Annotated in this window: 20 protein-coding genes, 1 other RNA gene and 1 pseudogene; 9 read left to right on the forward strand and 13 right to left on the reverse strand. The window is 71.7% G+C overall.

From position 1 onward, the window contains the following. Positions 1 to 61: 61 nt before the first annotated feature. The 4 genes from A6R01_RS11775 to A6R01_RS11790 form a co-directional block, all read right to left on the reverse strand. Complete coding sequence (locus A6R01_RS11775; RefSeq protein ID WP_292606070.1) at positions 62 to 1,207, reverse strand: RNA-binding domain-containing protein; 1,146 nt, start codon at positions 1,205 to 1,207, stop codon at positions 62 to 64. Between the two features lie 175 nt (positions 1,208 to 1,382). Beyond that, positions 1,383 to 2,018: an SHOCT domain-containing protein gene (locus A6R01_RS11780; protein ID WP_292606072.1), complete on the reverse strand. Its 636-nt coding sequence runs from the start codon at positions 2,016 to 2,018 to the stop codon at positions 1,383 to 1,385. A gap of 167 nt (positions 2,019 to 2,185) precedes the next feature. Next, complete coding sequence (locus A6R01_RS11785; protein WP_292606074.1) at positions 2,186 to 2,569, reverse strand: hypothetical protein; 384 nt, start codon at positions 2,567 to 2,569, stop codon at positions 2,186 to 2,188. Between the two features lie 49 nt (positions 2,570 to 2,618). Next, positions 2,619 to 3,419, reverse strand: coding sequence for a hypothetical protein (locus A6R01_RS11790; protein WP_292606076.1), 801 nt, complete (start codon positions 3,417 to 3,419; stop codon positions 2,619 to 2,621). 223 nt (positions 3,420 to 3,642) lie between these two features. Here A6R01_RS11790 and panB point away from each other — a divergent pair, with 223 nt between their 5' ends. From panB to A6R01_RS11810, 4 genes are all read left to right on the forward strand, one after another. Continuing rightward, positions 3,643 to 4,515, forward strand: coding sequence for a 3-methyl-2-oxobutanoate hydroxymethyltransferase (gene panB / locus A6R01_RS11795; RefSeq protein WP_292606077.1), 873 nt, complete (start codon positions 3,643 to 3,645; stop codon positions 4,513 to 4,515). A 268-nt stretch (positions 4,516 to 4,783) separates the two neighbouring features. Beyond that, on the forward strand, positions 4,784 to 5,977 hold the full coding sequence (locus A6R01_RS11800) for a PQQ-dependent sugar dehydrogenase (protein ID WP_292606079.1): 1,194 nt from the start codon (positions 4,784 to 4,786) through the stop codon (positions 5,975 to 5,977). 88 nt (positions 5,978 to 6,065) lie between these two features. Next, positions 6,066 to 7,346: a hemolysin family protein gene (locus tag A6R01_RS11805; RefSeq protein ID WP_292606081.1), complete on the forward strand. Its 1,281-nt coding sequence runs from the start codon at positions 6,066 to 6,068 to the stop codon at positions 7,344 to 7,346. Positions 7,347 to 7,418: 72 nt separating this feature from the next. Continuing rightward, positions 7,419 to 9,038 (forward strand): hypothetical protein, encoded by a 1,620-nt coding sequence (locus A6R01_RS11810; protein WP_292606083.1) that lies wholly within the window; start codon positions 7,419 to 7,421, stop codon positions 9,036 to 9,038. A 15-nt stretch (positions 9,039 to 9,053) separates the two neighbouring features. On the opposite strand, the gene A6R01_RS11815 is transcribed toward A6R01_RS11810, so the two are convergent. Both A6R01_RS11815 and A6R01_RS11820 read right to left on the reverse strand, forming a co-directional pair. Beyond that, a complete protein-coding gene (locus A6R01_RS11815; protein WP_292606085.1) occupies positions 9,054 to 9,338 on the reverse strand; it encodes a hypothetical protein in 285 nt (94 codons plus the stop codon). 7 nt (positions 9,339 to 9,345) lie between these two features. Next, positions 9,346 to 9,552 carry a hypothetical protein gene (locus A6R01_RS11820; RefSeq protein ID WP_292606087.1) on the reverse strand — a complete coding sequence of 69 codons (207 nt, stop codon included), beginning with the start codon at positions 9,550 to 9,552 and terminating at the stop codon, positions 9,346 to 9,348. A gap of 39 nt (positions 9,553 to 9,591) precedes the next feature. Here A6R01_RS11820 and map point away from each other — a divergent pair, with 39 nt between their 5' ends. The 3 genes from map to A6R01_RS11835 all read left to right on the forward strand — a co-directional run bounded on the left by map (position 9,592) and on the right by A6R01_RS11835 (position 13,846). Further along, entirely contained in the window at positions 9,592 to 10,446 is an 855-nt protein-coding gene (gene map, locus A6R01_RS11825; protein ID WP_292606089.1) for a type I methionyl aminopeptidase, read from the forward strand. Between the two features lie 65 nt (positions 10,447 to 10,511). After that, positions 10,512 to 13,007: a circularly permuted type 2 ATP-grasp protein gene (locus A6R01_RS11830; protein ID WP_292606091.1), complete on the forward strand. Its 2,496-nt coding sequence runs from the start codon at positions 10,512 to 10,514 to the stop codon at positions 13,005 to 13,007. Beyond that, entirely contained in the window at positions 13,007 to 13,846 is an 840-nt protein-coding gene (locus A6R01_RS11835; protein ID WP_292606093.1) for a transglutaminase family protein, read from the forward strand. The genes A6R01_RS11830 and A6R01_RS11835 overlap by 1 nt, the downstream gene beginning before the upstream one ends. Here the strand turns inward: A6R01_RS11835 and A6R01_RS11840 are convergent. Continuing rightward, complete coding sequence (locus tag A6R01_RS11840; protein ID WP_292606095.1) at positions 13,830 to 14,279, reverse strand: tetratricopeptide repeat protein; 450 nt, start codon at positions 14,277 to 14,279, stop codon at positions 13,830 to 13,832. The two genes, A6R01_RS11835 and A6R01_RS11840, sit on opposite strands and share 17 nt — an antisense overlap. Before the next feature lie 71 nt (positions 14,280 to 14,350). Here A6R01_RS11840 and rnpB point away from each other — a divergent pair. After that, an RNA gene (rnpB, locus tag A6R01_RS11845) (RNase P RNA component class A) lies at positions 14,351 to 14,750 on the forward strand. 106 nt (positions 14,751 to 14,856) lie between these two features. Here rnpB and A6R01_RS11850 read toward each other — a convergent pair. After that, the gene (locus tag A6R01_RS11850; RefSeq protein WP_292606097.1) at positions 14,857 to 15,399 is read right to left on the reverse strand and encodes a hypothetical protein; all 543 of its coding nucleotides are present in this window, start codon (positions 15,397 to 15,399) and stop codon (positions 14,857 to 14,859) included. A gap of 152 nt (positions 15,400 to 15,551) precedes the next feature. Continuing rightward, a pseudogene (locus A6R01_RS11855) lies at positions 15,552 to 16,151 on the reverse strand (RNB domain-containing ribonuclease); the annotation flags it as partial. A gap of 21 nt (positions 16,152 to 16,172) precedes the next feature. On the opposite strand from A6R01_RS11855, the gene yaaA reads away from it, so the two are divergent. After that, positions 16,173 to 16,952: a peroxide stress protein YaaA gene (yaaA, locus tag A6R01_RS11860; protein WP_292606099.1), complete on the forward strand. Its 780-nt coding sequence runs from the start codon at positions 16,173 to 16,175 to the stop codon at positions 16,950 to 16,952. Position 16,953: 1 nt separating this feature from the next. Here yaaA and A6R01_RS11865 read toward each other — a convergent pair whose 3' ends face one another. The 4 genes from A6R01_RS11865 to A6R01_RS11880 form a co-directional block, all read right to left on the reverse strand. Beyond that, the gene (locus tag A6R01_RS11865) at positions 16,954 to 17,565 is read right to left on the reverse strand and encodes a helix-turn-helix domain-containing protein (RefSeq protein ID WP_292606101.1); all 612 of its coding nucleotides are present in this window, start codon (positions 17,563 to 17,565) and stop codon (positions 16,954 to 16,956) included. 83 nt (positions 17,566 to 17,648) lie between these two features. Then, the gene (locus A6R01_RS11870) at positions 17,649 to 18,920 is read right to left on the reverse strand and encodes a phosphotransferase family protein (protein WP_292606103.1); all 1,272 of its coding nucleotides are present in this window, start codon (positions 18,918 to 18,920) and stop codon (positions 17,649 to 17,651) included. A 9-nt stretch (positions 18,921 to 18,929) separates the two neighbouring features. Then, positions 18,930 to 20,180 (reverse strand): bifunctional RNase H/acid phosphatase, encoded by a 1,251-nt coding sequence (locus A6R01_RS11875; RefSeq protein WP_292606105.1) that lies wholly within the window; start codon positions 20,178 to 20,180, stop codon positions 18,930 to 18,932. After that, positions 20,177 to 20,665 (reverse strand): C4-type zinc ribbon domain-containing protein, encoded by a 489-nt coding sequence (locus A6R01_RS11880; protein WP_292606107.1) that lies wholly within the window; start codon positions 20,663 to 20,665, stop codon positions 20,177 to 20,179. The genes A6R01_RS11875 and A6R01_RS11880 overlap by 4 nt, the downstream gene beginning before the upstream one ends. Positions 20,666 to 20,973: the final 308 nt, after the last annotated feature.

A 20,973-nucleotide genomic window follows, 5' to 3' on the forward strand; every position in this document is an offset into this window, starting at 1 on the left:
ATCGGCCAACGTCATGGTCATCAGGTGTCTCGCTTCTCCGCCCCGTGCAGAGGGAAGGAACTCAGAAGTGGTGTCTCACCTCAGCCTGACGCATAGGGGGTAGCCGAACTTCCTCTAGCGCCTTCAGAAGGGTTGCGTTGCGTGAGGATGAAACGCCGGCCTCGCCCAGAAGATCCTCTGAGACGGGACCGAAGAGACCGCCAGGGTTTCGAATGGTCAACCTACTCGGGAACATTTCGACCTGCACCTGCGCCCCACGAGCTGCTGACGAAAGGTCCCTGTGTACTAGCGCGTTGACTAGCGCCTCTCGAAGCGCTGTCTCGGGGTACTCCCAAATCTGGGCGGATCCGTAGCTAGTAGGGATTGAGCGCGAATTCATATTTCGCTTGATGGTCGACAGTGACTCATGCACCATCACCGGCAACGCGCCTTCGATGGCCACGTTCTCGACGAAGCGCCCCCCGTTGTCGTCGCCGTCGTCGCTCCGATAGTGCGCAAAAGTCACCATGAGTTGCGGGAAGAACTTCTGGGGGTACGAGCCCAAAGAAAGCAAGCCGGCGACGGTCAACTGGTAGTCACCGCCGTCTTCCCTCTTGGCCATATTTGTCATCGCCAAGGTCTCGGAATCGTTCAGGCTCCCGAAGACTCGGGGCCGACTCGCTTGCAGCCGCTCGACAAACCCCCGGAGCAGTTCTGAGTCAAGGTCTGCCAAGGAAGTGCCCGGCACCACCTCTTCATCATCACGGGGCTGGCCACGGCTGGACAGCATGACCTGCACCTCGTAGGAGGTCATCAAGTGGTCGCCGTCGTGCACGCGAAGGTAACTGCCCTTCACCATCCCGGCGCCCTTGTAGTAGCAAGGCTTGTCTGAGCGCGCCAACTCGGGAATCTCAGCCGAAACGACCGCGTGACCGTCCAAGGAATGCGTCTGTATTAACGGTCGCACCGCGGGAACTAGTTCCGTGGCGCACATGGTCGCCAGGTCAGCCGCCAACTTGGCTGGGTCGCTGAGCCCGACCGTCATGAACCCGTCGTCCTCTGACAGGCCCAGGATCAGTGTTCCTCCGCGTGTGTTCGAGAATGCCGACAGGGTCTCTCTGACACTCTTCGGTAGTCCACCCTTGGCCGCCTTCGCTTCGACCTCGAAAACATCCGTGCCGTAGAAGCGCAGCATCTCGACGTAATCCCTGAGTTCGTCCTCGGTCACGCCATCAGCCTGTCACGACGTACGAGTAGCGGACGGTCTCCAGATCCTCGTGACCCACGCACCCCGTGAGGGCCGGTCGGGCCTTCGTCCAGCGCCATCAGAGGCGGGACATTGCGATGAGGTCGACAGCGCGCAAAGGTGTCGGTTCCTGAGCTCGGCGCTTGACGTTCCACGATCACATGCGGCTCAGGATGTCCGCCTTCTTCGTCGCGAACTCCTCATCGGTCAGCACCCCAGCGTCCCGCAGTTCACCGAGCTGCTTGAGTTGTGCCATGAAGTCTGGCGCCGCGGTCGCTGGCACCGGCGTGCTCTGCTGCTGCACCGGCTGCTGCACCTGGCCGGGCATCGCTCCGGAGTAGTGGTGGGTGTTTGCGGCGCGCTGAATGGCTGCACGGGCCGCGTGCGCGGTCTCGTTGATCTTCTGCACGCCTTCGCGAAACTCTGCGACGTCCTCGAGCATCACCGTCTCGACGCGAGTCGCCCGCTGAATCTGTACCCGGATCGTTCCGACCCCGCGAGCCTTCTGAGTCATGGACTGCATCAAGTCAACGTCGAGCACCGACGAGATCGGCACCTGCTGAGCGTCGGTCCGCAGCGCGCCCTTCTCGAAGAACAGGTAGTGCGACGTCAGCTTGTACTTCCCAGCCCCGAAGCCTTTCATCGGCTTCCCGACCGCCTGCCACAGCGCGTCCGGATCACGATCCTGGGTGGCCTGTAGCGGACGCTTCTGGTCCGTCCAGGCAGACCCATCCCAGTACCGCTCGTGATCCTCGACCGGGTACCAACCTGCCGCCGCCGTCTGCTCGCTCATGCCCGACAAGGTAAAGCCATGGAGCCAGATTCGCTACGGCCTTGATGCACCGCGCATGACAGGCAGCGCAAGGTTGTGTCCTTCCGCCGCGAACCGGCGTCGAAGCCACCTAGTGGCTGACGCGAGTCGCTCACCTGCCGTTGGCTCACGGTCGTGCCCGCCTCGCTCTACGCGGAGGCCCTGATCCCCAACCGCACCCCTGCGGCGACCGCACCGATGAAGATCATCAGCTGTGCGGCACCGAGCATGATCCACCCCAGGACCAGACCCCCTGCCGAGCCGCTCCCCGGCCTGGGTGAGTCAGGCCAGGACGCGCCGAGCACAAGTCCCGCCAGGACGCCGACGACGACTCCACCGATCAGCAGGCCCAGGATCGTGCCCTGCGCATCGCTCGCCGATGCGGCCCCGGACCGCGGCGGAGTCGACCCCGACGTGGACGAAAGCCCTCGGTACGCCGGAACTCGTGCTGCCTTGCAGTCAGGACAGGTCAAGAAGCTGCGGTCCGGCACGGTGTGGCCGTTCTCGCAGATCCAGGAGAGGTCGATCGCCATGATCGAAGTAAAGACCTCGAGCGCCCGAAAGGAGGCACCGGGACGAGCCTCAGCAGCTGATGCTCCCCAACCGCGCCAGCCCCTCGCGGTCGCCGGGTCCGTAGGTGGTGCGGCCCAGGTTGTCGTCGAACATCAGCTCGCCGGGGTCGTCGACGTGCCCCAGCCCGACGACGTGGGCCAGCTCGTGGTCGACGATCGCCTGGGCGAAGGGGGCCTCACGGGGACCGAAGTCGGCGAACAGCTCCTGGTCGAGCACGACCCGGCCCGTGACGTAGCGCAGCCGGCCGGGAGGGCCGGTGGCGACGCTGCCGCCGATGCCGGCGACGTCGCCGGCGAGCTCGGGGACCTCGTCGGGCAGTGCCCAGGCGATGAGGACCGGGCGGCGACGGGCGAGCGGGCCGAGGACGACGTCACGGTCGTCGGTGAGACCGACGCGCTCGAAGACCAGGCCGGTGGCCGCGCCGGTGCGGGCGAGCCCGGTGTCGACGAGCTCGTCGTAGTTGTCGGGCGCGCCCGCCGGGTTGACCACGACCTCGATGACCCGACAGGGGTCGTAGCCCACCGGCTCGTCGCTGCCGCGCTGCACCTGCAGGAACGAGAAGCTGCCCTGGCCGAACTCCGTCTCCGGCAGGACACCGAGCCGCTCGTCACCGATGCCGACCAGTCGCCGCAACGCCTCCATGTCGTCCGCGGGCGACCAGACGAGAGCGCCACCGAGCAGCAGCGCGGTGATCAGCAGCCCCGGCAGCACCGGGCCGTGGGACTTCCGCTCGCGACGGGGGCGGCGGTTCGTGGACATTGGCATCGTGCCCAGGCCGTACTCCCGGTCCAGTCGGTCGAGCTCGGCCATTCGGCGCTCCATGTCACGGGCGGCGCGGCGCCGCCGTGAGCGCTCCCCCATCAGCCCTCGTCCTCACCCGTACGTCGTCGGCGCCGTCCTCGCCCATCCGTCCGCCAAGTCTGACACGTGACCACCACCACAGGTGCCGAGAGCGACCCGCGGGCCTAGCCTGGATGGCAGTCCGGGGACTCCAGCAAGGGAGCCTCGAGATGTCACACCGAGGAGCTCGACGATGAGCAACGAAGAGACCGCGCCCTACGGCGCCGGCCCGGCCGGGGCGGCGGCGGACCAGGCCGCCCAGGCAGTGCCGCGCAAGCGCATCCGCACCCATCACCTGCGGGAGATGAAGAAGCGTGGCGAGAAGATCACCATGCTCACGGCGTACGACATGTTCACCGCCGCGACCTTCGACGAGGCAGGCATCGACCTGCTGCTGGTGGGCGACTCCGCGTCCAACAACGTGCTCGGCAACGAGACGTCCCTGCCGATCACCGTCGACGAGCTGCTGCCGCTGACCCGCGCCGTGGCACGCGCCGCCACCCGCGCGATGGTCGTGGGCGACCTGCCGTTCGGCTCCTACCAGGCCTCCCCGGAGCAGGCCTACCTCACCGCCGTGCGCTTCCTGAAGGAGGCCGGAGCCCACTGCGTGAAGCTCGAGGGCGGCGCCGAGATGGTGCCGGTCATCGAGAAGCTCACCCAGGGCGGCATCCCGGTGATGGCCCACATCGGTTTCACCCCGCAGTCCGAGCACGCCCTGGGCGGCTACCGCGTCCAGGGCCGCGGCGAGACCGCCGAGCGGGTCAAGCGCGACGCCAAGGCGGTCGAGGCAGCCGGCGCCTTCGCCGTCGTCATGGAGATGGTCCCCGGCGACGTCGCCGGCGAGATCAGCCGCGAGCTGACCATCCCGACCATCGGCATCGGCGCCGGCAACGGCTGCGACGGCCAGGTCCTGGTCTGGCAGGACGCCTTCGGCCTGCGGACCGGCCGGATGGCGCGCTTCGTCAAGCAGTACGCCGACGTGCACCAGGTGCTCCTCGACGGCGCTCGCGCGTACGCCGAGGACGTGAAGGCCGGGACGTTCCCCGGCCCGGAGCACACGTTCTAGGGCACACCTTCCAGGTCACACCCGCGACAACGACGAGAGGCCGTCCGCCGGCGCCCCCATGCGCGGCGGACGACCTCATCGTTGTCCCCCCGGTCGTCGGGCCGGTGTCCCCACATCCGGCCCGCCGTCTGTGTAGCGGTGGTGCATCTCGGTGTCGCTGTCCAGTGACCTGAACGCTACGCAGGCCTCCGCCACGCCCCGACCACGCTCGGTGCACGCCTCGGGCAGGTGAGCACCACGTTTCGGTAACAGACCTACCGTGGACGGCATGTGGCCCACCCGCCGACCGCTCCTGCTCCCCCTCGCCGCGCTGCTCGCGCCGCTGGCCCTGACCGGCGCGGCGTGCTCCACGGCCTCGGAGCCGGGCACGAGCGACGCGACGGCCGGCAGCCGGCCCGAGGGCGGCCGGGCCGTGCCCGGGCTCGACGTCGAGGTGATCGCCGACGGGCTCGACAACCCCTGGGACGTCCAGCCCATCGGCGGTGGGCGCCTGCTGCTCACCGAGCGCGACCGGGCCACGGTCTCGATCTGGGAGGACGGCGACGTACGCCGTGTGGACTTCCCCTCGGAGTCCGTCTGGGTCTCCGGGGAGACCGGGTTGATGGGCCTCGCGGTGGACCCGAAGGTACGCCGCAACGGCCGCTTCTGGACCTGCCAGGGCGCCACCACCAAGGACGGCGGGCACGACGTGCGCGTGGTCGCGTGGAGGCTGAACGACAGCGGCACCAAGGCGAAGCGCCGCGGCGTGCTGCTCAAGGGCCTGCCCGCGACCTCCGGTCGTCACGGCGGCTGCCGCCTGCTGGTCGCCCGTGACGGCTCGCTGCTGGTCGGCACCGGCGACGCCGCGGTCGGCACCAACCCCCGTGACCTGACCTCCCTGGGCGGCAAGGTGCTGCGCCTGGACCGCCGCACCGGCGACCCCTGGCCGAGGAACCCCTTCGTGAAGGCGCGCAACAAGAAGCAGCGCTACGTCTTCACCTACGGCCACCGCAACGTGCAGGGGCTCGCCCAGCGCGCCGACGGCTCGCTGTGGTCGGTCGAGCACGGCAGCTACCGCGACGACGAGGTCAACAAGCTGGTCAAGGGCGGTGACTACGGCTGGCACCCCGTGCCCGGCTACGACGAGTCGGTGCCGATGACCGACCAGTCGCTGCCCGGCAAGCAGCGCGAGGCACGGTGGTCCTCCGGCGACCCGACCGTCGCCCCCGGCGGCGCGTCCTTCGTGGTCGGCAAGAAGTGGGGCGCGCTGCGCGGCACCCTGGCCGTCGCGGTGCTGAAGGACCAGCGCGTGCTCTTCATGAAGTTCGACGACCGCGGCCGGCTCAAGCGGGTCCGCACCCCCGACGCCCTGCGCGAGCACGGGCGCATCCGCCAGGTGGTCGACGGGCCCGGCCACGACCTGCTGGTGCTCACCGACAACGGCGACGGCCAGGACGAGATCCTCTGGGTCAGCCCGCGCTGACCCGCGACCCGGGGTGGCGCAGGTGTTGGCCGGATCCGGCATCCTGGGGGCTCCCATCCCCTTCCCGGAAAGGGCCTGAGCGCCCGCAATGGACACCCAGACCCTGGCCAACCTCGGCCTGGTCCTGCTCTTCGTGCTCGTCGGTGGCGTCTTCGCCGGCACCGAGCTCGCCCTGGTCTCGCTCCGCGAGGGCCAGCTCGACCAGCTCGAGAAGCGCGGCGGACGCGGCGCCCGCGTCGCCGCCGTCGCCCGCGACCCCAACCGCTTCCTCGCCGCGGTGCAGATCGGCGTCACCGTCGCCGGCTTCTTCTCCGCGGCGTACGGCGCCTCCACGCTCGCTCCCGACGTGGCCCCGCTCCTCGCCGGGCTCGGCCTGGCCGACGACCTGGCCGACACGCTGGCGCTGGTCCTGCTCACGCTGCTGATCGCCTACCTGTCGCTGGTGCTCGGCGAGCTGGTGCCGAAGCGGATCGCCCTGCAGCGGGCTGCCGGCATGGCGGTGCTCGTCGGGCCGCCCCTGGACCGCTTCGCCACGCTGATGCGCCCGGTCGTGTGGTTCCTCTCGGTCTCCACCAACGCCGTCGTGAGGCTCCTGGGCGGCGACCCGGACGCGACGTCGGAGGACATGACCGACGAGGAGCTGCGATACCTCGTCGACCAGCACCAGGGACTCGGCGACTCCGAGCGGGCCATCCTCGTCGACGTCTTCGACGCCGGCGACCGCAGCCTGCGCGAGGTCATGCGCCCGCGCGCCGACGTCGTGACGCTGCCCGGCGACTCCTCGGTCGCCGAGGTCACCGACCTGGTCCGCACCAGCCCCTACTCCCGCTACCCCGTCGTCGGCGACGGCACCGACGACGTGCTCGGCTTCCTGCACGTGCGCGACCTGCTCGATGCGACCCCGGACGCCCGGGTCTCCGACCTGGCCCGCCCGATCACCTTCCTGCCCGCGACCAACCGGGTGCTGCCGACGCTGGGCGCGATGCGCCGCGAGCGCACCCACATCGCGATCGTCGTCGACGAGTACGGCGGCACCTACGGGATCGTCACCCTCGAGGACCTGGTGGAGGAGCTGATCGGCGAGATCGAGGACGAGTACGACCCGCCCCCGGCGGTCGAGACCGGCGGCATCGCGGCAGGGCTCAGCATCGAGGAGTTCGCCGAGGCGACCGGGGTCGAGCTCGAGGACGGGCCCTACGAGACCGCTGCGGGGTTCGTCCTGCACCGGCTCGGCCGCATCGCCGCGGTCGGCGACCGGGTCGAGGTCGACGACGAGCACACCCTGCTCGTCACTGAGGTCGATGGGCACCGGATCACCCGCCTCGACCTGCGGGCCACTCCGACGGCCGCTCCGCCGGAGCCCGCCTGAGGCCCTACCGATGCGGGGGTTGAGCTCGCCTCTTGGGACACTTGCGCCTCACCAGCGTCCCGGGAGTCTCGTATGTCCTCGCAGCACCGTCCCCGTCCTCGTCCTCCTCGGCGCCGCGCGCTGACGGTGCTGACGGCGACCACCGCCACCGTCGCCCTCGTCCTCGGAGCCGCTGCCGCGGCCACCGCCACCGACGAGCCGACGCCCACCGAGCCGGTGGTCTTCCCGGAGGTCACCGCCTTCAACCCCGACACCTTCGAGTACGCCGTCGACGTCGACGTGCCCGGCTACACCAGCGTGTGGGCCCGCGGTCTCGGCCAGCAGGAGCTCGAGCCCCAGGGCCGCCAGGTGCTCGACCTCGCCGACGGCCGTGACGCCGTCCAGGTGCTGGGCTGCACCACGGAGCACTACTCCACCTGGGACTGCACGGAGGTCGCTCGGTCGGAGCCCCTCCAGGTCCGCTCGCGTCTCTACCTCTCCGCGTTCGAGACCGTGCACACCAACCTGACCGAGCCGACCGTCACCGTCCGCCTGGCGCGCGACTGGTGGCAGGACCACGCCCACACCGACGGCGACCTGACCTGGTCGGCGCGTCCCGTCGACGCGCCCGAGAGCGAGCCGGTCACCGGCGCCACCACCTACACCGAGGCCTCCGACGGGACGGGCCTGCTGCACGCGCACCTGACCCTCCCCGCCTCCCTGGCCGAGGGCGCCTACACGCTGGACCTGCTCGCCTCGAGCGAGCTGCCCGACTTCGGCCCCCTCGAGCAGGCCTTCACCGCCCTCCTGGTCGTCGACACCACGGCCCCCGAGGTGTGGAAGGTCAAGGTCGCCGAGGACCTCTTCTACCCCGCGAAGGACACCATCCTCGACCACATGCGGCTCTCCGGCCGTGCCGAGAAGGGCGCCGAGGTGACGGTGAGCGTCCTCGACGCCGACGGGGGCCACGTGGCCGCGCTGGACGTCCGTCGCACCCGGGAGCAGTGGACCACCGCCTGGAACGGCCGCCTCGACGAGGTCGACCAGGACGCCGACGGTGCTCCAGCCGCCCGCGCCGGACGCAAGGGCCCGATGGCCGAGGAGGGCACCTACTCGTTCCTCATCCAGGCCACCGACGCCGCCGGCAACACCACCACCGTCCCCACCTCCTCCTTCCGGCTCTCGCACGGCAAGGTCCGGCACCGCTGGGTGACCTTGAAGCTGAAGCCGCAGGACGTGCTCCTGGACACCTCGGTGGGTCGGTGCAGCCGGATCGCGAGGAAGTCGACCCACGGCGGCCGCGGCACGCTCTCCCTGCAGTCGCAGACCCGGTGCCGGGACCCGCGTCAGAGCCACGCGGTCGCCCTGTTCGGTGCCTACCTCCCCGACAGCTACCCCCCGAGCTCGCGAGGGATCACCCGCCGCTACGAGCGCACGCAGGTCTCGCTGGTCGGCGGTCCGGCCACGAACGGCCCGCGCAGCAGCTACGCGGTGATGGGCTACGTCGACTCCAAGGACAGGTTCAAGGGCCGCCGGGTCTTCCGCGGCCCTTGGGGCACCCACGCCGGTGTCGTCTACAAGAAGCCCTACTGGATCCAGTTCGACAAGAAGGCGCAGCGCTACTACGTCCTGTGGCAGGTCGGGCTGTCCGAGGGCAGCCGCTACGACCTCAAGGAGTTCCGCGTCCGCGTGAAGGCCTGGGTCATGCGCTGACCCTGCCGGTGGGGCTCACCAGCCCCACCACGCGGCGCCGGCCCAGATGACCACGAACCACACCACCAGGCACACCACCGGCGCCCAGGCGACCCACGTCGGACGCTTCGACCACCAGCCGACCGCGCGCACCGTGGTCACCAGCCAGAAGAGCAGCAGCAGCGTCTGCGCCCACCACGGCGTGAACGGTGCCGAGGCGGCGTACAGGAAGAAGCAGGCCGCGAGGCCGACCATCCCGACGAAGGGCCAGGGCGAGACGTCGGTGCGTCGGTAGCGGCGCGTGCGGGTGAAGAACGCCACGGGTGGGTCAGTCCTCCTCGACGGCGTCCCAGTCGTCGTCGGCGGACTCCCACTGCTCGTTGCGCTCCTCGGCGATCTCGAGGGCGCGCGAGGCCTCCTCGCGGGAGTCGTAGGGACCGAGCCGGTGCTTGGCCGGGCACAGGTCGTCGACGGTCTCCACGCGGTGGTGCTTCACGCAGTACCAGTACTGGTCGGGCTTGCCTCCGTCGGCCATGGGGCGACCGTACTCCCCCGCGACCTAGACTTCCCGGACGTGACCACCGCGACCGTGCAGCCCGCCGCCGTCTCCCCCCGGCGACCCGTCCCCGCGCAGATCGTGCGCCCGGAGTACGTCGACAAGCCGGCGCCCGCGCGCTTCGAGGGCTCGGAGGTCAAGGACGCCGAGACCATCGAGCGGATGCGGGCCGCCTGCCGCCTGGCCGCGCAGGCGCGCGAGGAGGTCGGGCGCCACGTGGTCCCCGGCGTGACCACCGACGAGCTGGACCGCATCGGCCACGAGTTCCTCTGCGACCACGGCGCCTACCCCTCCACGCTGGGCTACCGGGGCTTCCCGAAGTCGCTGTGCAGCAGCGTCAACGAGGTCGTGTGCCACGGCATCCCCGACGCCCGTGTGGTCCAGGACGGGGACATCGTCAACATCGACATCACCGCCTACCTCGACGGCGTGCACGGCGACACCAACGCCACCTTCCTCGCCGGCGACGTCGCGCCCGAGACCCGCGCCCTGGTCGAGCACACCCGCGAGGCCCTGGACCGCGGCATCCGCGCGGTCAAGCCCGGTCGCCGCATCAACGTCGTCGGCCGGGTCATCGAGGCCTTCGCCAAGCGGCACGGGTACGGCGTCGTCCGCGAGTTCACCGGCCACGGCATCGGCACCCACTTCCACTCCGGCCTGGTGGTCCCGCACTACGACGACCCCGACTACGACGACCTCATCGAGGTCGGCATGACGTTCACGATCGAGCCGATGCTCAACCTCGGCACCCACGAGTGGGAGATGTGGGACGACGGCTGGACCGCGGTGACCAAGGACCGCCGCCCCTCCGCGCAGTTCGAGCACACGCTGCTGGTCACCCCCGACGGCGCCGAGGTCCTCACCCACCCCTGAGACCCGGCGACGCGCTCACCCCTGACGCAACGTTCACGTAACTCGGACCTGGGTATGGTCCGGGCATGACGGCCATGTTCGAGGGATACGGGTCGAGCGGTCCGGCGTACGACGAGATGTTCGACGGGCAGGCGCTGCGACCGCCGTACCGACGACTGCGTCACTCGCTGCGCGAGATGAGCACGCCGGAGCTGGTCAGTCGGGTCGAGCAGCTGCAGGCCTCCTACCTCGACCAGGGCGTCACGTTCGACATCGGCGGTGAGGAGCGGGCCTTCCCGCTCGACATCCTCCCGCGCGTCATCGAGATGGACACCTGGTCGACCATCGAGCGCGGTGTCCAGCAGCGCGTGAAGACCCTCGAGGCCTTCCTCGCCGACGTGTACGACGCCGGGCAGGTCTTCGACGACGGCGTCATCCCCCGCCGGGTGATCACGACGTCGTCGCACTACCACCGGGAGGCCGCCGGGGTGCGCCCGCCCAACGGCGTCCGCGTCCACGTGTCCGGCATCGACCTGATCCGCGACAACGCCGGGGAGTTCCGCGTGCTCGAGGACAACGTGCGCGTCCCCTCCGGCGTCTCCTACGTCATGACCAACCGGCGCGCGATCTCCGCGGCGCTGCCCGAGACCATCGCGCAGCACCGCATCCGCCCGGTCGCGGGGTACCCCCAGCGCCTGCTGGCCGCCCTGCGCGCCGCCGCCCCGGCGGGTGTCACCGACCCGACGGTCGTGGTGCTGACCCCCGGCGTCTACAACGGCGCCTACTTCGAGCACGCACTGCTCGCCCGCACCATGGGCGTGGAGCTGGTCGAGGGTCGCGACCTCGAGTGCCGACGCGGCCGGGTCATGATGCGCACCACCAAGGGCCTCGAGCCGGTCCACGTCATCTACCGCCGCGTCGACGACGAGTTCCTCGACCCGGTGCACTTCCGCGCCGACTCGGTGCTCGGCTGCCCCGGCATGATCGACGCGGCCCGCTCCGGCAACGTCACGCTGGCCAACGCGGTGGGCAACGGCGTGGCCGACGACAAGCTCGTCTACACCTACCTCCCCGACCTGATCCGCTACTACCTCGACGAGGAGCCGGTGCTCCGCAACGTCGACACCTGGCGCTGCGGCGACGCCGAGGCCCGCGAGGAGGTCCTGGACCGTCTCGACGAGCTGGTGCTCAAGCCCGTCGACGGCTCGGGCGGCAAGGGCATCGTCATCGGTCCGCGGGCCACCAGGGAGGAGCTCGACGAGCTGCGCGGCAAGGTCCTGGCCGATCCGCGCTCGTGGATCGCCCAGCCGGTCGTCCAGCTCTCCACCGTCCCCACCTTCGTCGACGGGGAGCTCGGGCCACGCCACGTCGACCTGCGCCCCTTCGCCGTCAACGACGGCAACCGGGTCTGGGTGCTCCCCGGCGGCCTGACCCGCGTCGCGCTCGCCAAGGGCGAGCTGATCGTGAACTCCTCGCGCGGGGGTGGGTCCAAGGACACCTGGGTGCTCGCCGGCCCGCCCAGCCTCAAGGGCCTGCCACCCGAGCCCGGACCTCGTCGAGGAGGCCGGCCAGGGCCAGCAGCAACAACAGCAGCAGCAGCAGCAACAGCAGGCCCGCGACGAGAAGGGGGCGCGCCCGTGCTGAGCCGGATCGCGGAGTCGATGTTCTGGATCGGTCGCTACGTCGAGCGGGCCGAGGACACCGCGCGCATCCTCGACGTGCAGACCCAGCTGCTGCTCGAGGACGCCACCATCGACGAGGACACCACCTGCCGGGGTCTGCTCTCGATCATGGGCATCGAGCCCGGAGACGACGAGCCGCTGCCCGAGCACGTCGACGTCTCGTTCGTGCTCGACCGGCTCTGCTACGGCACCGGTCACCCCACCTCGATCGCGGCCGCCCTGGCCGGCGCCCGCGAGTCCGCGCGCCGGGCCCGGGAGACGCTGTCGGTGCCGATGTGGGAGGCGATCAACACCACCTACCGCGCCATCCCGTCCGGCCACTTCCACGCGATGCGCACCCCCGCGGTCTTCTCCTGGGTGCGCGAGCGGGCGGCGTTCGTCAACGGCACCGCCGACGCGACGATGACCCGCGACGAGGGCTGGCACTTCCTGATGCTGGGCCGCTGCGTCGAGCGGGCCGACATGACCTCGCGCCTGGTCGCGACCGCCTCGCTCAGCGCCGGGAGCGACGCCCCGTGGACCACCACGCTGCGCGCCTGTGGTGCTCACGAGGCGTTCCTCCGCACCTACCGCGGTCTGGAGACCGAGCGGGGCGCGGCGGAGTTCCTCATGCTCGACCGGCTCTTCCCGCGCTCGGTGGTCTTCTCCCTCAACCGTGCCGAGCAGTGCCTGGTCAACCTGGAGGCCTCCGACCCACGTGCCGGGTTCCAGAACGAGGCCCAGCGGCTGCTGGGCCGGATGCGTGCCGAGCTGGAGTACCGCTCGCTGTCGGAGCTGATGACCGACCTGCCCACCGAGATGGAGCGCCTGCAGCGCACCTGCGCGCTGGCGACCGAGGCCGTGACCCGTCGCTACTTCGCCGGGGCCGAGGCCATGAGCTGGACCGGGGTGACCCACTGATGCAGCTGCGGATCAACCACACCACCACCTTCACCTACGACGGGAAGGCCACCGCCTCGTTCAACCAGGCGCGGCTGACCCCGGTCACCACGAGCGAGCAGATCGTCGTGCACAACCGCGTCGAGGTCTCCCCCAAGCCGTGGTTCTACGAGTACCGCGACTACTTCGGCGCCGTCGTCACCGCCTTCGAGGTCGTCGACCCGCACGACACGCTGGTCGTGGCGGCGACCTCCACGGTCCAGACACACCGCGCCACGATGGCCGAGCCCGCGCTCACCTGGGCCGACATGGGCACCCGCGAGGTCGCAGACCGGTGGACCGAGGACCTCGTGCTCCCCGACCTGGTCACCCCGCCCCACGACTTCGCCACCCGGGTCAAGCAGCTCGCGGCCGACGCCGACCTGCCCGGACAGGCCGCGCGGGCGGTCTGCGCGCTCGTCCACGACCAGGTCGAGCACCTGCCCCGCTCCCAGCACGCACAGTCCCACGCCGCCGAGGCCTGGCAGCAGCGGGCCGGCGTCTGCCAGGACATCGCGCACCTCGTGATCGGTGGGCTGCGATCGATCGGCATCCCGGCGCGGTACGTCGCCGGCTACCGACACCCCGACCCCGACCCGGCCGTCGGCACCGCCGTCCCGAGCGAGGCACACGCCTGGGTCGAGTGGTGGGACGACGGCTGGACGGCGTACGACCCGACCTGCGACGCCGCCCCCGACGACCGCTACGTCTCGATCGGGGCCGGGCGCGACCACGACGACGTGCCGCCGCTGCGCGGGATCTACTCCGGTGCCTCGACCGCGGACATGCGCGTCGAGGTCGACGTCACGCGTCTGGCGTGAGGCTGTCGCCGGGGCGCTGACCGGTCTCCACCAGCCGGCGCTCGACGCGCAGCACCGCGACCTCGTGGTCGACCTCGCCGCTCATGGCGGCGGCCAGCCGCAGGTGCGGCAGCGCCTCCTCGAGGCGGCGCTGGCGCTCCAGGCTGCGGCCGAGGGCGTGCCGGGCCCACACGTCGTCAGGCGCGTCGTCGACCAGCACCCGCAGGTCCTCCTCGGCCCGCTGCAGCTGGGCGCGCTGGAGGAACGCCCATGCCCGCAGCGAGCGCAGACCGGTGTTGCCGGGGTCCTCGGTGAGCGCGGGCTCCAGCACCTCCAGCGCCTCCCGAGGGGCGCTGGAACTCAGCAGCTGGTGGGCCGTGCGGTACGCCGACGCCGGCTGGTGCAGCGCCGGGACCGACACGGGCGGGACCCGGACGGAGTGGTGCTCGCTCATGCCCGGTCAACGTCCGGGGCACCGCCCGGATTCCCTGACGGCCGCCTCCTCGCTACCCTGCATCCTGCGGATGGGCCGGCCGGGCGACCGCGTCGCACTCCTCGTGGGTGCGCCGAGGAAGGTCCGGGCTCCACAGGGCGAGGTGGTGGGTAACACCCACCCGGGGCAACCTGCGGGACAGTGCCACAGAGAACAGACAGCCGCCCCTCTCGAGCGATCGGGAGGGACGGTGATGGTGAAACGGTGGTGTAAGAGACCACCAGCGACCGGGGTGACCCGGTCGGCTCGGCAAACCCCACCTGGAGCAAGGTCAAGAAGTCACTTCGGTGGCGCGTGTGCGTTCGAGGGCTGCCCGCCCGAGCACGCGGGTAGATCGCTGGAGGTCGTCGGCAACGGCGACCGTAGATGGATGGTCGCCCCCGGACCCGTGAGGGCGAGGGACAGAACCCGGCCTACAGGTCGGCCCATCCGCACTGCTCCCCCGGGCACCCCGCCTCGCGAGGTGTCCGGCCCGAGCGCCCACCAGGGGGGGGTGAGAGGGCGCCCGACCCGGACAGGGTGAATCATGCCCGGTCGGTCACGCCGGTGTGAAACGAACGCGCCTGTCGTCGACGTCGGCCTCGACGAGCTCCGCCTGGATCTCCTCGCCCAGCGGCAGCGGGGCGTCTCCCTCGATGCGCGCCTCGACGGCCGGTCCGGCCACCACGACCTGCCCGCGGTGCGGCTTCTTCTCGTCGACCTCGACGACCACGCCGGTCATCACCTCGCCGACCCGGTCGCGCAGCACGCCGGCCTCGACGAGGTCCAGGATCCCGCGCTCGTACGCCGACGCGACCCGTCCGGAGCGGCGCATCGTCGCCGGGAGGTCCGGCAGGGCCGCGCGGACCCAGTCGGGCACCGGGTCGCCGGCGCACAGGGCGACGCACACCTCGGAGGCGTAGCGGTCCACGAGGCGCCGCAGCGGCGCGGTGACGTGTGCGTACTCCGCGGCGAGCGCGGCGTGCAGCGGCTGCTCGGGCAGCTCGCCGTCGAAGGCGGTGTAGCCGCTGCCGCGCAGCAGACGGGTGCAGGCGACGACCATGGCAGCGTGCTCGGGACGGGTGGGATCGAGGCTGCGCACGAAGTCGGGGCGTAGCCGGTGAGCAGCGAGACCTGGGCGTTCCAGTCCTCCACGGGCAGCCGCGCACGGTGCTCGAGGTGCCAGCGTCCTCCGTCGACCACGACCTCCTGCTCGGGGATCGGCAGCGAGACCCCTCCTCGGGCGGCCTCGCGGGCCAGTCGCAGCGGTCCGATCTCCGCGAGCCGCGCCAGCGTCTCCGGTCCCTCCCCGGCATCGACGCGTCGCTGCGCCTCCTCGTAGGTCAGCTGCTCCCGGCTGCGCACCAGGGCCCGGCGGACGTCGGCGTCCACCCGCTCCCCGTCGGGCCCGAGCCGGATCGTCCACAGCAGTGCCGGGCGCACCCGTTCCGGCAGCAGCGACGCGGCGTCCTCGCTGATCGCGGGCGGGTGCAGCGGCACCTTCTCCTCAGCCCCGTAGAGCGTCTCGCCGCGGCGGTTGGCCTCGACGTCGACCGGGTCCCCCGGGCTGACGAAGGCCGCCACGTCGGCGATGGCGTAGTGCACGACCCAGCCGTCGCCGTCCCGGGCGACGTGCAGGGCCTGGTCGAGGTCCTGCGCCCCCTCGGGGTCGATGGTCACGAAGGGCAGGTCGGTGCGGTCCAGCTCCGGCAGCCGGGGGGCCTGCGCCGCGCGCGCCGCCGCCTCCTCGACCTCGGCCGGGAAGGCCGGGGTCACCTCGAGCTCGGTCTGCAACCGGCGTACCTCCTCGCGCAGGAGGCTGGCCGGGACCCGCAGGACGGGGTGGGAGGTCATGCAGGCACCATAGCCAGCACCATGCTGATCCTCCTGCCGCCCAGCGAGGGCAAGACCGCACCCCGCCGGGGCAAGCCGCTCGACCTGGCCGCCCTCACCTGCCCCGAGCTCACCGACGCGCGCCGCGCGGTGATCGACGCCCTCGTCGACCTGTGCTCCGGGGACGTCGCGAAGGCCGCGGAGGTGCTTGAGGTCGGCGCCACCCAGCACGACCTGGTGGCGTTGAACGCCGGCCTCGCCGACGCACCGACGGTACGCGCGGACGCCGTCTACAGCGGCGTGGTCTACGACGCGCTCGACGCGCCCACGCTCTCCACCGCCGCCCGCCGCCGCGCCTCGTCCCGGCTCGCGGTGACTTCCAGCGTCTTCGGCGTGGTGCGTCCCGGCGACCGGATCCCCGCCTACCGCCTCTCGGGAGGTACGACGCTGCCCGGCCTCGGGTCGGTGGCCGGTCACTGGCGCGCCCACCTCGACCCGGCCATGACCGACCTGCTCGGCGGCGGGCTGCTGGTCGACCTCCGCTCAGCCGCCTACGCCGCCTTCTGGCGCCCGGGGCCGGAACTGGCGCCGCGGGTGGCGACGGTGCGCGTGCTGCACGAGGTCGACGGGAAGCGGAAGGTCGTCTCCCACTTCAACAAGGCCACCAAGGGCCGCATCTCCCGCGCCCTGCTCGAGGACGGCGCCAACCCCGGCTCCCCCGCCCGTCTCGCGGAGGCGCTGCGCGACCTGGGCTGGATGGTCGAGGTCGGCGAGCCGACCGCCAAGGGCACGCAGCTCGACGTGGTGGTCGAGGAGCTGTAGCTCAGGTCGGCTCGACCGGCAGCCACAGCTCGCCACGGGCCGACCCGTCAGTCGGGTCCAAGGCCTGGACCGCGACAATCTCGGGTCCCTCGCGCAGCCGCCACGGTTGGGACGGGAACCACTCGGTCGCGGTCCTCGCCCAGGTGTCCTGCAGGACCGCCGGGCGGACGCGTCGGGCGTGTCCGAGCAGGCGCAGGTCGGGCAGGTCGACGATGCGGGTGTGCATGGGTTCTCCTCCGTGGACGGTCAGCGCGAAGCTGATCGCGGGCTGGGTGCGCAGAGGACCGCCGTCACGTCTCACCTCGGCCGGGCTGGCGCCGTGCATGGCGCGGAAGGCCCGGCCGAACGCCTCGCTGGAGCCGTAGCCGTGGCGCACGGCCACCGTGAGCAGGTCCGCTCGGCCCGTCGTCAGGTCGCGGGCGGCCAGGGACATCCGGCGACGACGCACGTAGTCCGACAGCGGCATCCCCGCCAGCGACGCGAACGTGCGCCTCAGGTGGTGCTCGGTGGTCCCGATCCGGGCGGCGAGCGCCGCGGCCTCTACACGTCGGGCGGGGTCCTCCGCGAGGTGCTCCTCGACCAGCGCCACGGCCCGGTTGAGCTCGACGATCACGTGGTCCTCCTCTCTTCGCCACCAGCCTGTCCGCAGCGGAGGTCGTGGCGCCCGATCATCGGTGGCCGATCCGATCGACGGGGTCAGCCGTCGCCCGCCGCGTCTCGCGCAGCACGGAGCCGCGCGTGCAGCCACGGCACCACCGCGGCCAGGTCGGAGCGGCTGTCGGGGTCCTGGGCCCGGAAGATCCGCTCGTAGGTCGCGACCTGGAAGGCCGTCTCGACGGCGGGCGTCAGCGCCCAGGCCCGCTCGTGGTCGAGCTCGGGATAGGCCGCCCGCCACGGCTCGCTCCACGCGGCCCACACCCGCGTGGCGTGCTCGGCGTCCGGGCGCTCGGCGGCCAGGTGCCGTGCGTCAAGATAGGGGTGCGTGAGGCAGGCGTCGGTCCAGTCGAAGACGACCGGCGAGGTGTCACCGGCGATGTTGCCGAGGTGCAGGTCGCCATGGTTGAGGGCCGTCGGGAGACCGATCGCGTCGAGGGCCTCGATCTGCTCGACCACCCACGGCTCGACCTCGGCCCACTCCGTCCACTGCTGGGGGGAGAAGCGGTCGCGCAGCACGCTGTCGTGCAGCGCGCGGTGCAGCTCATCCGCCAACCCGGAGAGCGATCGCTCCTCGACGCCGGCGTGCACCAGCTCCGCCCGGTCGGCCGCGAGCTGGAGCCGCGCCATCCCCGTCGCGGTGGCCCCGGCCAGGTGCGCCGGCTCCGCGTCCGCGTCGGTGAGCTCTTCGAGCAGCATCCAGGCCCGGCCCGGGTCCACCGCCACGACGTCGGGCGTCAGGTCCGGTGCCAGCCCGGCCACGACCGCGGTCAGTGAGGGCTCGGCCCGGAACCACTCGCAGGTGGCCTTGAACCACAGGTCGCGCTCTCCGTCCGCCCCGGCCACCGGCACACGCAGCACGGCCGAGAGCGACCACAGCTTGGTCGGCACCGGCTCGGCCACCCGACGGAGCCCGACTGCGGGGAGCACCTCGTCCAGCCAGGCGGCCACCTCGCCTGCCCACGCTGCGCTCCACCAGGGCTGACCCGTCACCACGACCCGTCCCGTGCGCCACGCGTCGTACGTCGCCACCAACCAGTCCACGGTTGCTTGGTCGAACCCTGCCTCGGCCGGGTCCCGTGACCAACCGTCCTCCGGCAGCGACTGCCCCTCGCCCGGCACGAGCAGGTGGACCACGCGGTCGTCGGTCTCCCACCGGGGCGTCCCGCACTTCCAGGCGCGCTCGACACCCAGAGCGGCGGTCAGGTCCCCGTGGTCGACCCAGCGCTGGTCGAGATCGACCACCCGCCAGCGACCACGCGCGGAATCGAGCAGGACGGCACGATGCAGACGGGACGGCCGGGTCGTGGACACCCGCGGGTTCTACCAGCGACCGGGGTCCAGCGTCGCGCCATTTCCCGGCGGCAGGGTGTTGTAGAGCCGCATCGAGCCACGTACCCCGCCGGGCGCCTTGTCGTCCGGGTAGAACGACACGACGCTGACCGAGGCCGGCGACAGCTCCATGCGGAACACCGCGTCCAGCGGCGCACCCATCGTGTGGGCCACCAGCGTCTTGATGGGCGTGACGTGGGAGACCACGACGACGGTGCGTCCGGGGTGCTGCTCGAGCACCCGGTCCAGCCCGCCGAGCACTCGCCTCTCGACCTCGCGGAAGGACTCACCGCCCGGCGGCGGTACGTCCAGCGAGCCCAGCCAGGCGTCGAGGCCCTCGGGGTCCTGCTCGGCGACCTCGGCGAACGTCAGGCCGTCCCAGTCGCCGAACTCCATCTCGGCGAAGCCGGGCTCCACCTCGACCGGCAGCCCGAGGGCGTCCGCGACGATCTCGGCGGTCTCGCGGGTGCGACGCACGGGCGAGGCGACCACGGTGTCGACGCGGTCGCCGAGGCCGGCCAGCCAGTCGGCGGCCGCGCGGGCCTGTGCCAGGCCCTCCTCGCTCAGGGGCGGGTTGTCGCCACCGAGGCCGCCGGAGAACTTCTTCGCCGAGGTGTGCTTCGTGACGCCGTGGCGGACCAGCACCAGCGTGGTCGGGGCGCCGGTGGGCGGCGACCAGCCGCGGTGACCGGCCTGGTCCTGCTCGCGGTCGGTCCGCGCGGCACCCGGGGACTCGATCTCCTCGATCACCGACTCCTCGTCGGCTGCCCCGTCGGTTGCTCCGTCGGCGGCGCTGGTCACCGGGCCCGGAGCGACCTCGTCGCCGTCCATCGCCCGGTTCGCCAGGGCATCGGCATCGGCGTTCTCGGCGCGTGGGATCCAGGTGAAGGTGGTGCCGGCGGGAGCGAGGGCGCGGGCCTCGGCGTGCAGTGGCTGCAGGCCGGGGTGCTTGACCTTCCAGGCGCCCTTCATCTGCTCCACGACCAGCTTGGAGTCCATCCGGACCTCGATCCGCGCACCCGGCGCGTGGTCGAGCGCGAGCCGCAGACCGGCGATGAGACCGGCGTACTCGGCGACGTTGTTGGTCGCCTCCCCGATCGCCACCGCCGCCTCGGCGAGGACCTCCCCGGTGGCGGCGTCGCGCACCAGCGCGCCGTAGCCGGCCGGACCCGGGTTGCCGCGCGAGCCGCCGTCGGCCTCGACGACGACGGTGTCCGGGCCTGTCCCAGGGGTTGCGGTCACAGGCCGGACTCGGAGGTGCGGACGAGGATCCGCGAGCACTCCTCGCAGCGCACGACCTCATCGGCCGGGGCGGCCTTGATGGCGGCGAGCTCGGCGGCGTCGATGCCGAGCTGGCATCCGCCGCAGCGGCGCTGGGTCAGGTGCGAGACGGCCAGGCCACCCTTGGACTCGCGCAGCTTCTCGTAGAGCGCGAGCAGGTCGGCGGGCAGTCCCTCGACCGCGGGACCGCGGCGGGTGGCCAGCTCGGCGAGCTCCGCGTCGATCTCGGCGAACCGGGCGTCACGCGCGGCCGCGAGCTCGGCGAGCCGGGTGTCGGCGGCGCCGATGCGGTCGTTGACCGAGGAGAGCATCCCCTGGGCGGCCTCGAGCCGCTCCATGACCTCGAGCTCCTCGTCCTCCAGCGTGGAGATGCGGCGCTCGAGCGACTCGAGCTCGCCGGTCATCCGCTCGAGGTCCTTGGGGTTGGTGATGAGGCCGGCGTCCATCCGCTCCCGGTCGCGGGTGCGGCGCGCCTTGACGGTCTCGACGTCGGCGTCGACCTTCTCCTGCTCGACGGTCAGGTCGTCGACGACGATCTTGGCGTCGCGGGCCTCGTCGACCAGGGCGGCGCGGCTGCGCTCGAGCTCGGCGATCTCGGCCAGCTCGGGCAGCGTGCGGCGCTGGTGGTGCAGCTGCTGGGCCCGGGAGTCGAGCTCCTGGACGTCGAGCAGCCGGAGCTGGGCGGCGGGGTCGGCTTTCAGCGTGACTCCTGGGTGTCGTGGTGGATCACAGGCGGGTTCAGGGTGGTTCAGGG

Source organism: Nocardioides sp. REDSEA-S30_B4, assembly GCF_001627265.1.
In the GTDB taxonomy this organism is placed as follows: Bacteria; Actinomycetota; Actinomycetes; order Propionibacteriales; family Nocardioidaceae; genus Nocardioides.

What these genes read in the sequence shown, in the direction of transcription:
- A6R01_RS11780 (WP_292606072.1), bottom strand. Translation starts at nt 2,018, where the DNA reads ATGAGCGAGCAGACGGCGGCGGCAGGTTGGTACCCGGTCGAGGATCAC.
- A6R01_RS11785 (WP_292606074.1), bottom strand. Translation starts at nt 2,569, where the DNA reads ATGGCGATCGACCTCTCCTGGATCTGCGAGAACGGCCACACCGTGCCG.
- A6R01_RS11790 (WP_292606076.1), bottom strand. Translation starts at nt 3,419, where the DNA reads ATGGCCGAGCTCGACCGACTGGACCGGGAGTACGGCCTGGGCACGATG.
- panB (WP_292606077.1), top strand. Translation starts at nt 3,643, where the DNA reads ATGAGCAACGAAGAGACCGCGCCCTACGGCGCCGGCCCGGCCGGGGCG.
- A6R01_RS11800 (WP_292606079.1), top strand. Translation starts at nt 4,784, where the DNA reads ATGTGGCCCACCCGCCGACCGCTCCTGCTCCCCCTCGCCGCGCTGCTC.
- A6R01_RS11805 (WP_292606081.1), top strand. Translation starts at nt 6,066, where the DNA reads ATGGACACCCAGACCCTGGCCAACCTCGGCCTGGTCCTGCTCTTCGTG.
- A6R01_RS11810 (WP_292606083.1), top strand. Translation starts at nt 7,419, where the DNA reads ATGTCCTCGCAGCACCGTCCCCGTCCTCGTCCTCCTCGGCGCCGCGCG.
- A6R01_RS11820 (WP_292606087.1), bottom strand. Translation starts at nt 9,552, where the DNA reads ATGGCCGACGGAGGCAAGCCCGACCAGTACTGGTACTGCGTGAAGCAC.
- A6R01_RS11830 (WP_292606091.1), top strand. Translation starts at nt 10,512, where the DNA reads ATGACGGCCATGTTCGAGGGATACGGGTCGAGCGGTCCGGCGTACGAC.
- A6R01_RS11835 (WP_292606093.1), top strand. Translation starts at nt 13,007, where the DNA reads ATGCAGCTGCGGATCAACCACACCACCACCTTCACCTACGACGGGAAG.
- A6R01_RS11840 (WP_292606095.1), bottom strand. Translation starts at nt 14,279, where the DNA reads ATGAGCGAGCACCACTCCGTCCGGGTCCCGCCCGTGTCGGTCCCGGCG.
- yaaA (WP_292606099.1), top strand. Translation starts at nt 16,173, where the DNA reads ATGCTGATCCTCCTGCCGCCCAGCGAGGGCAAGACCGCACCCCGCCGG.
- A6R01_RS11880 (WP_292606107.1), bottom strand. Translation starts at nt 20,665, where the DNA reads ATGGACGCCGGCCTCATCACCAACCCCAAGGACCTCGAGCGGATGACC.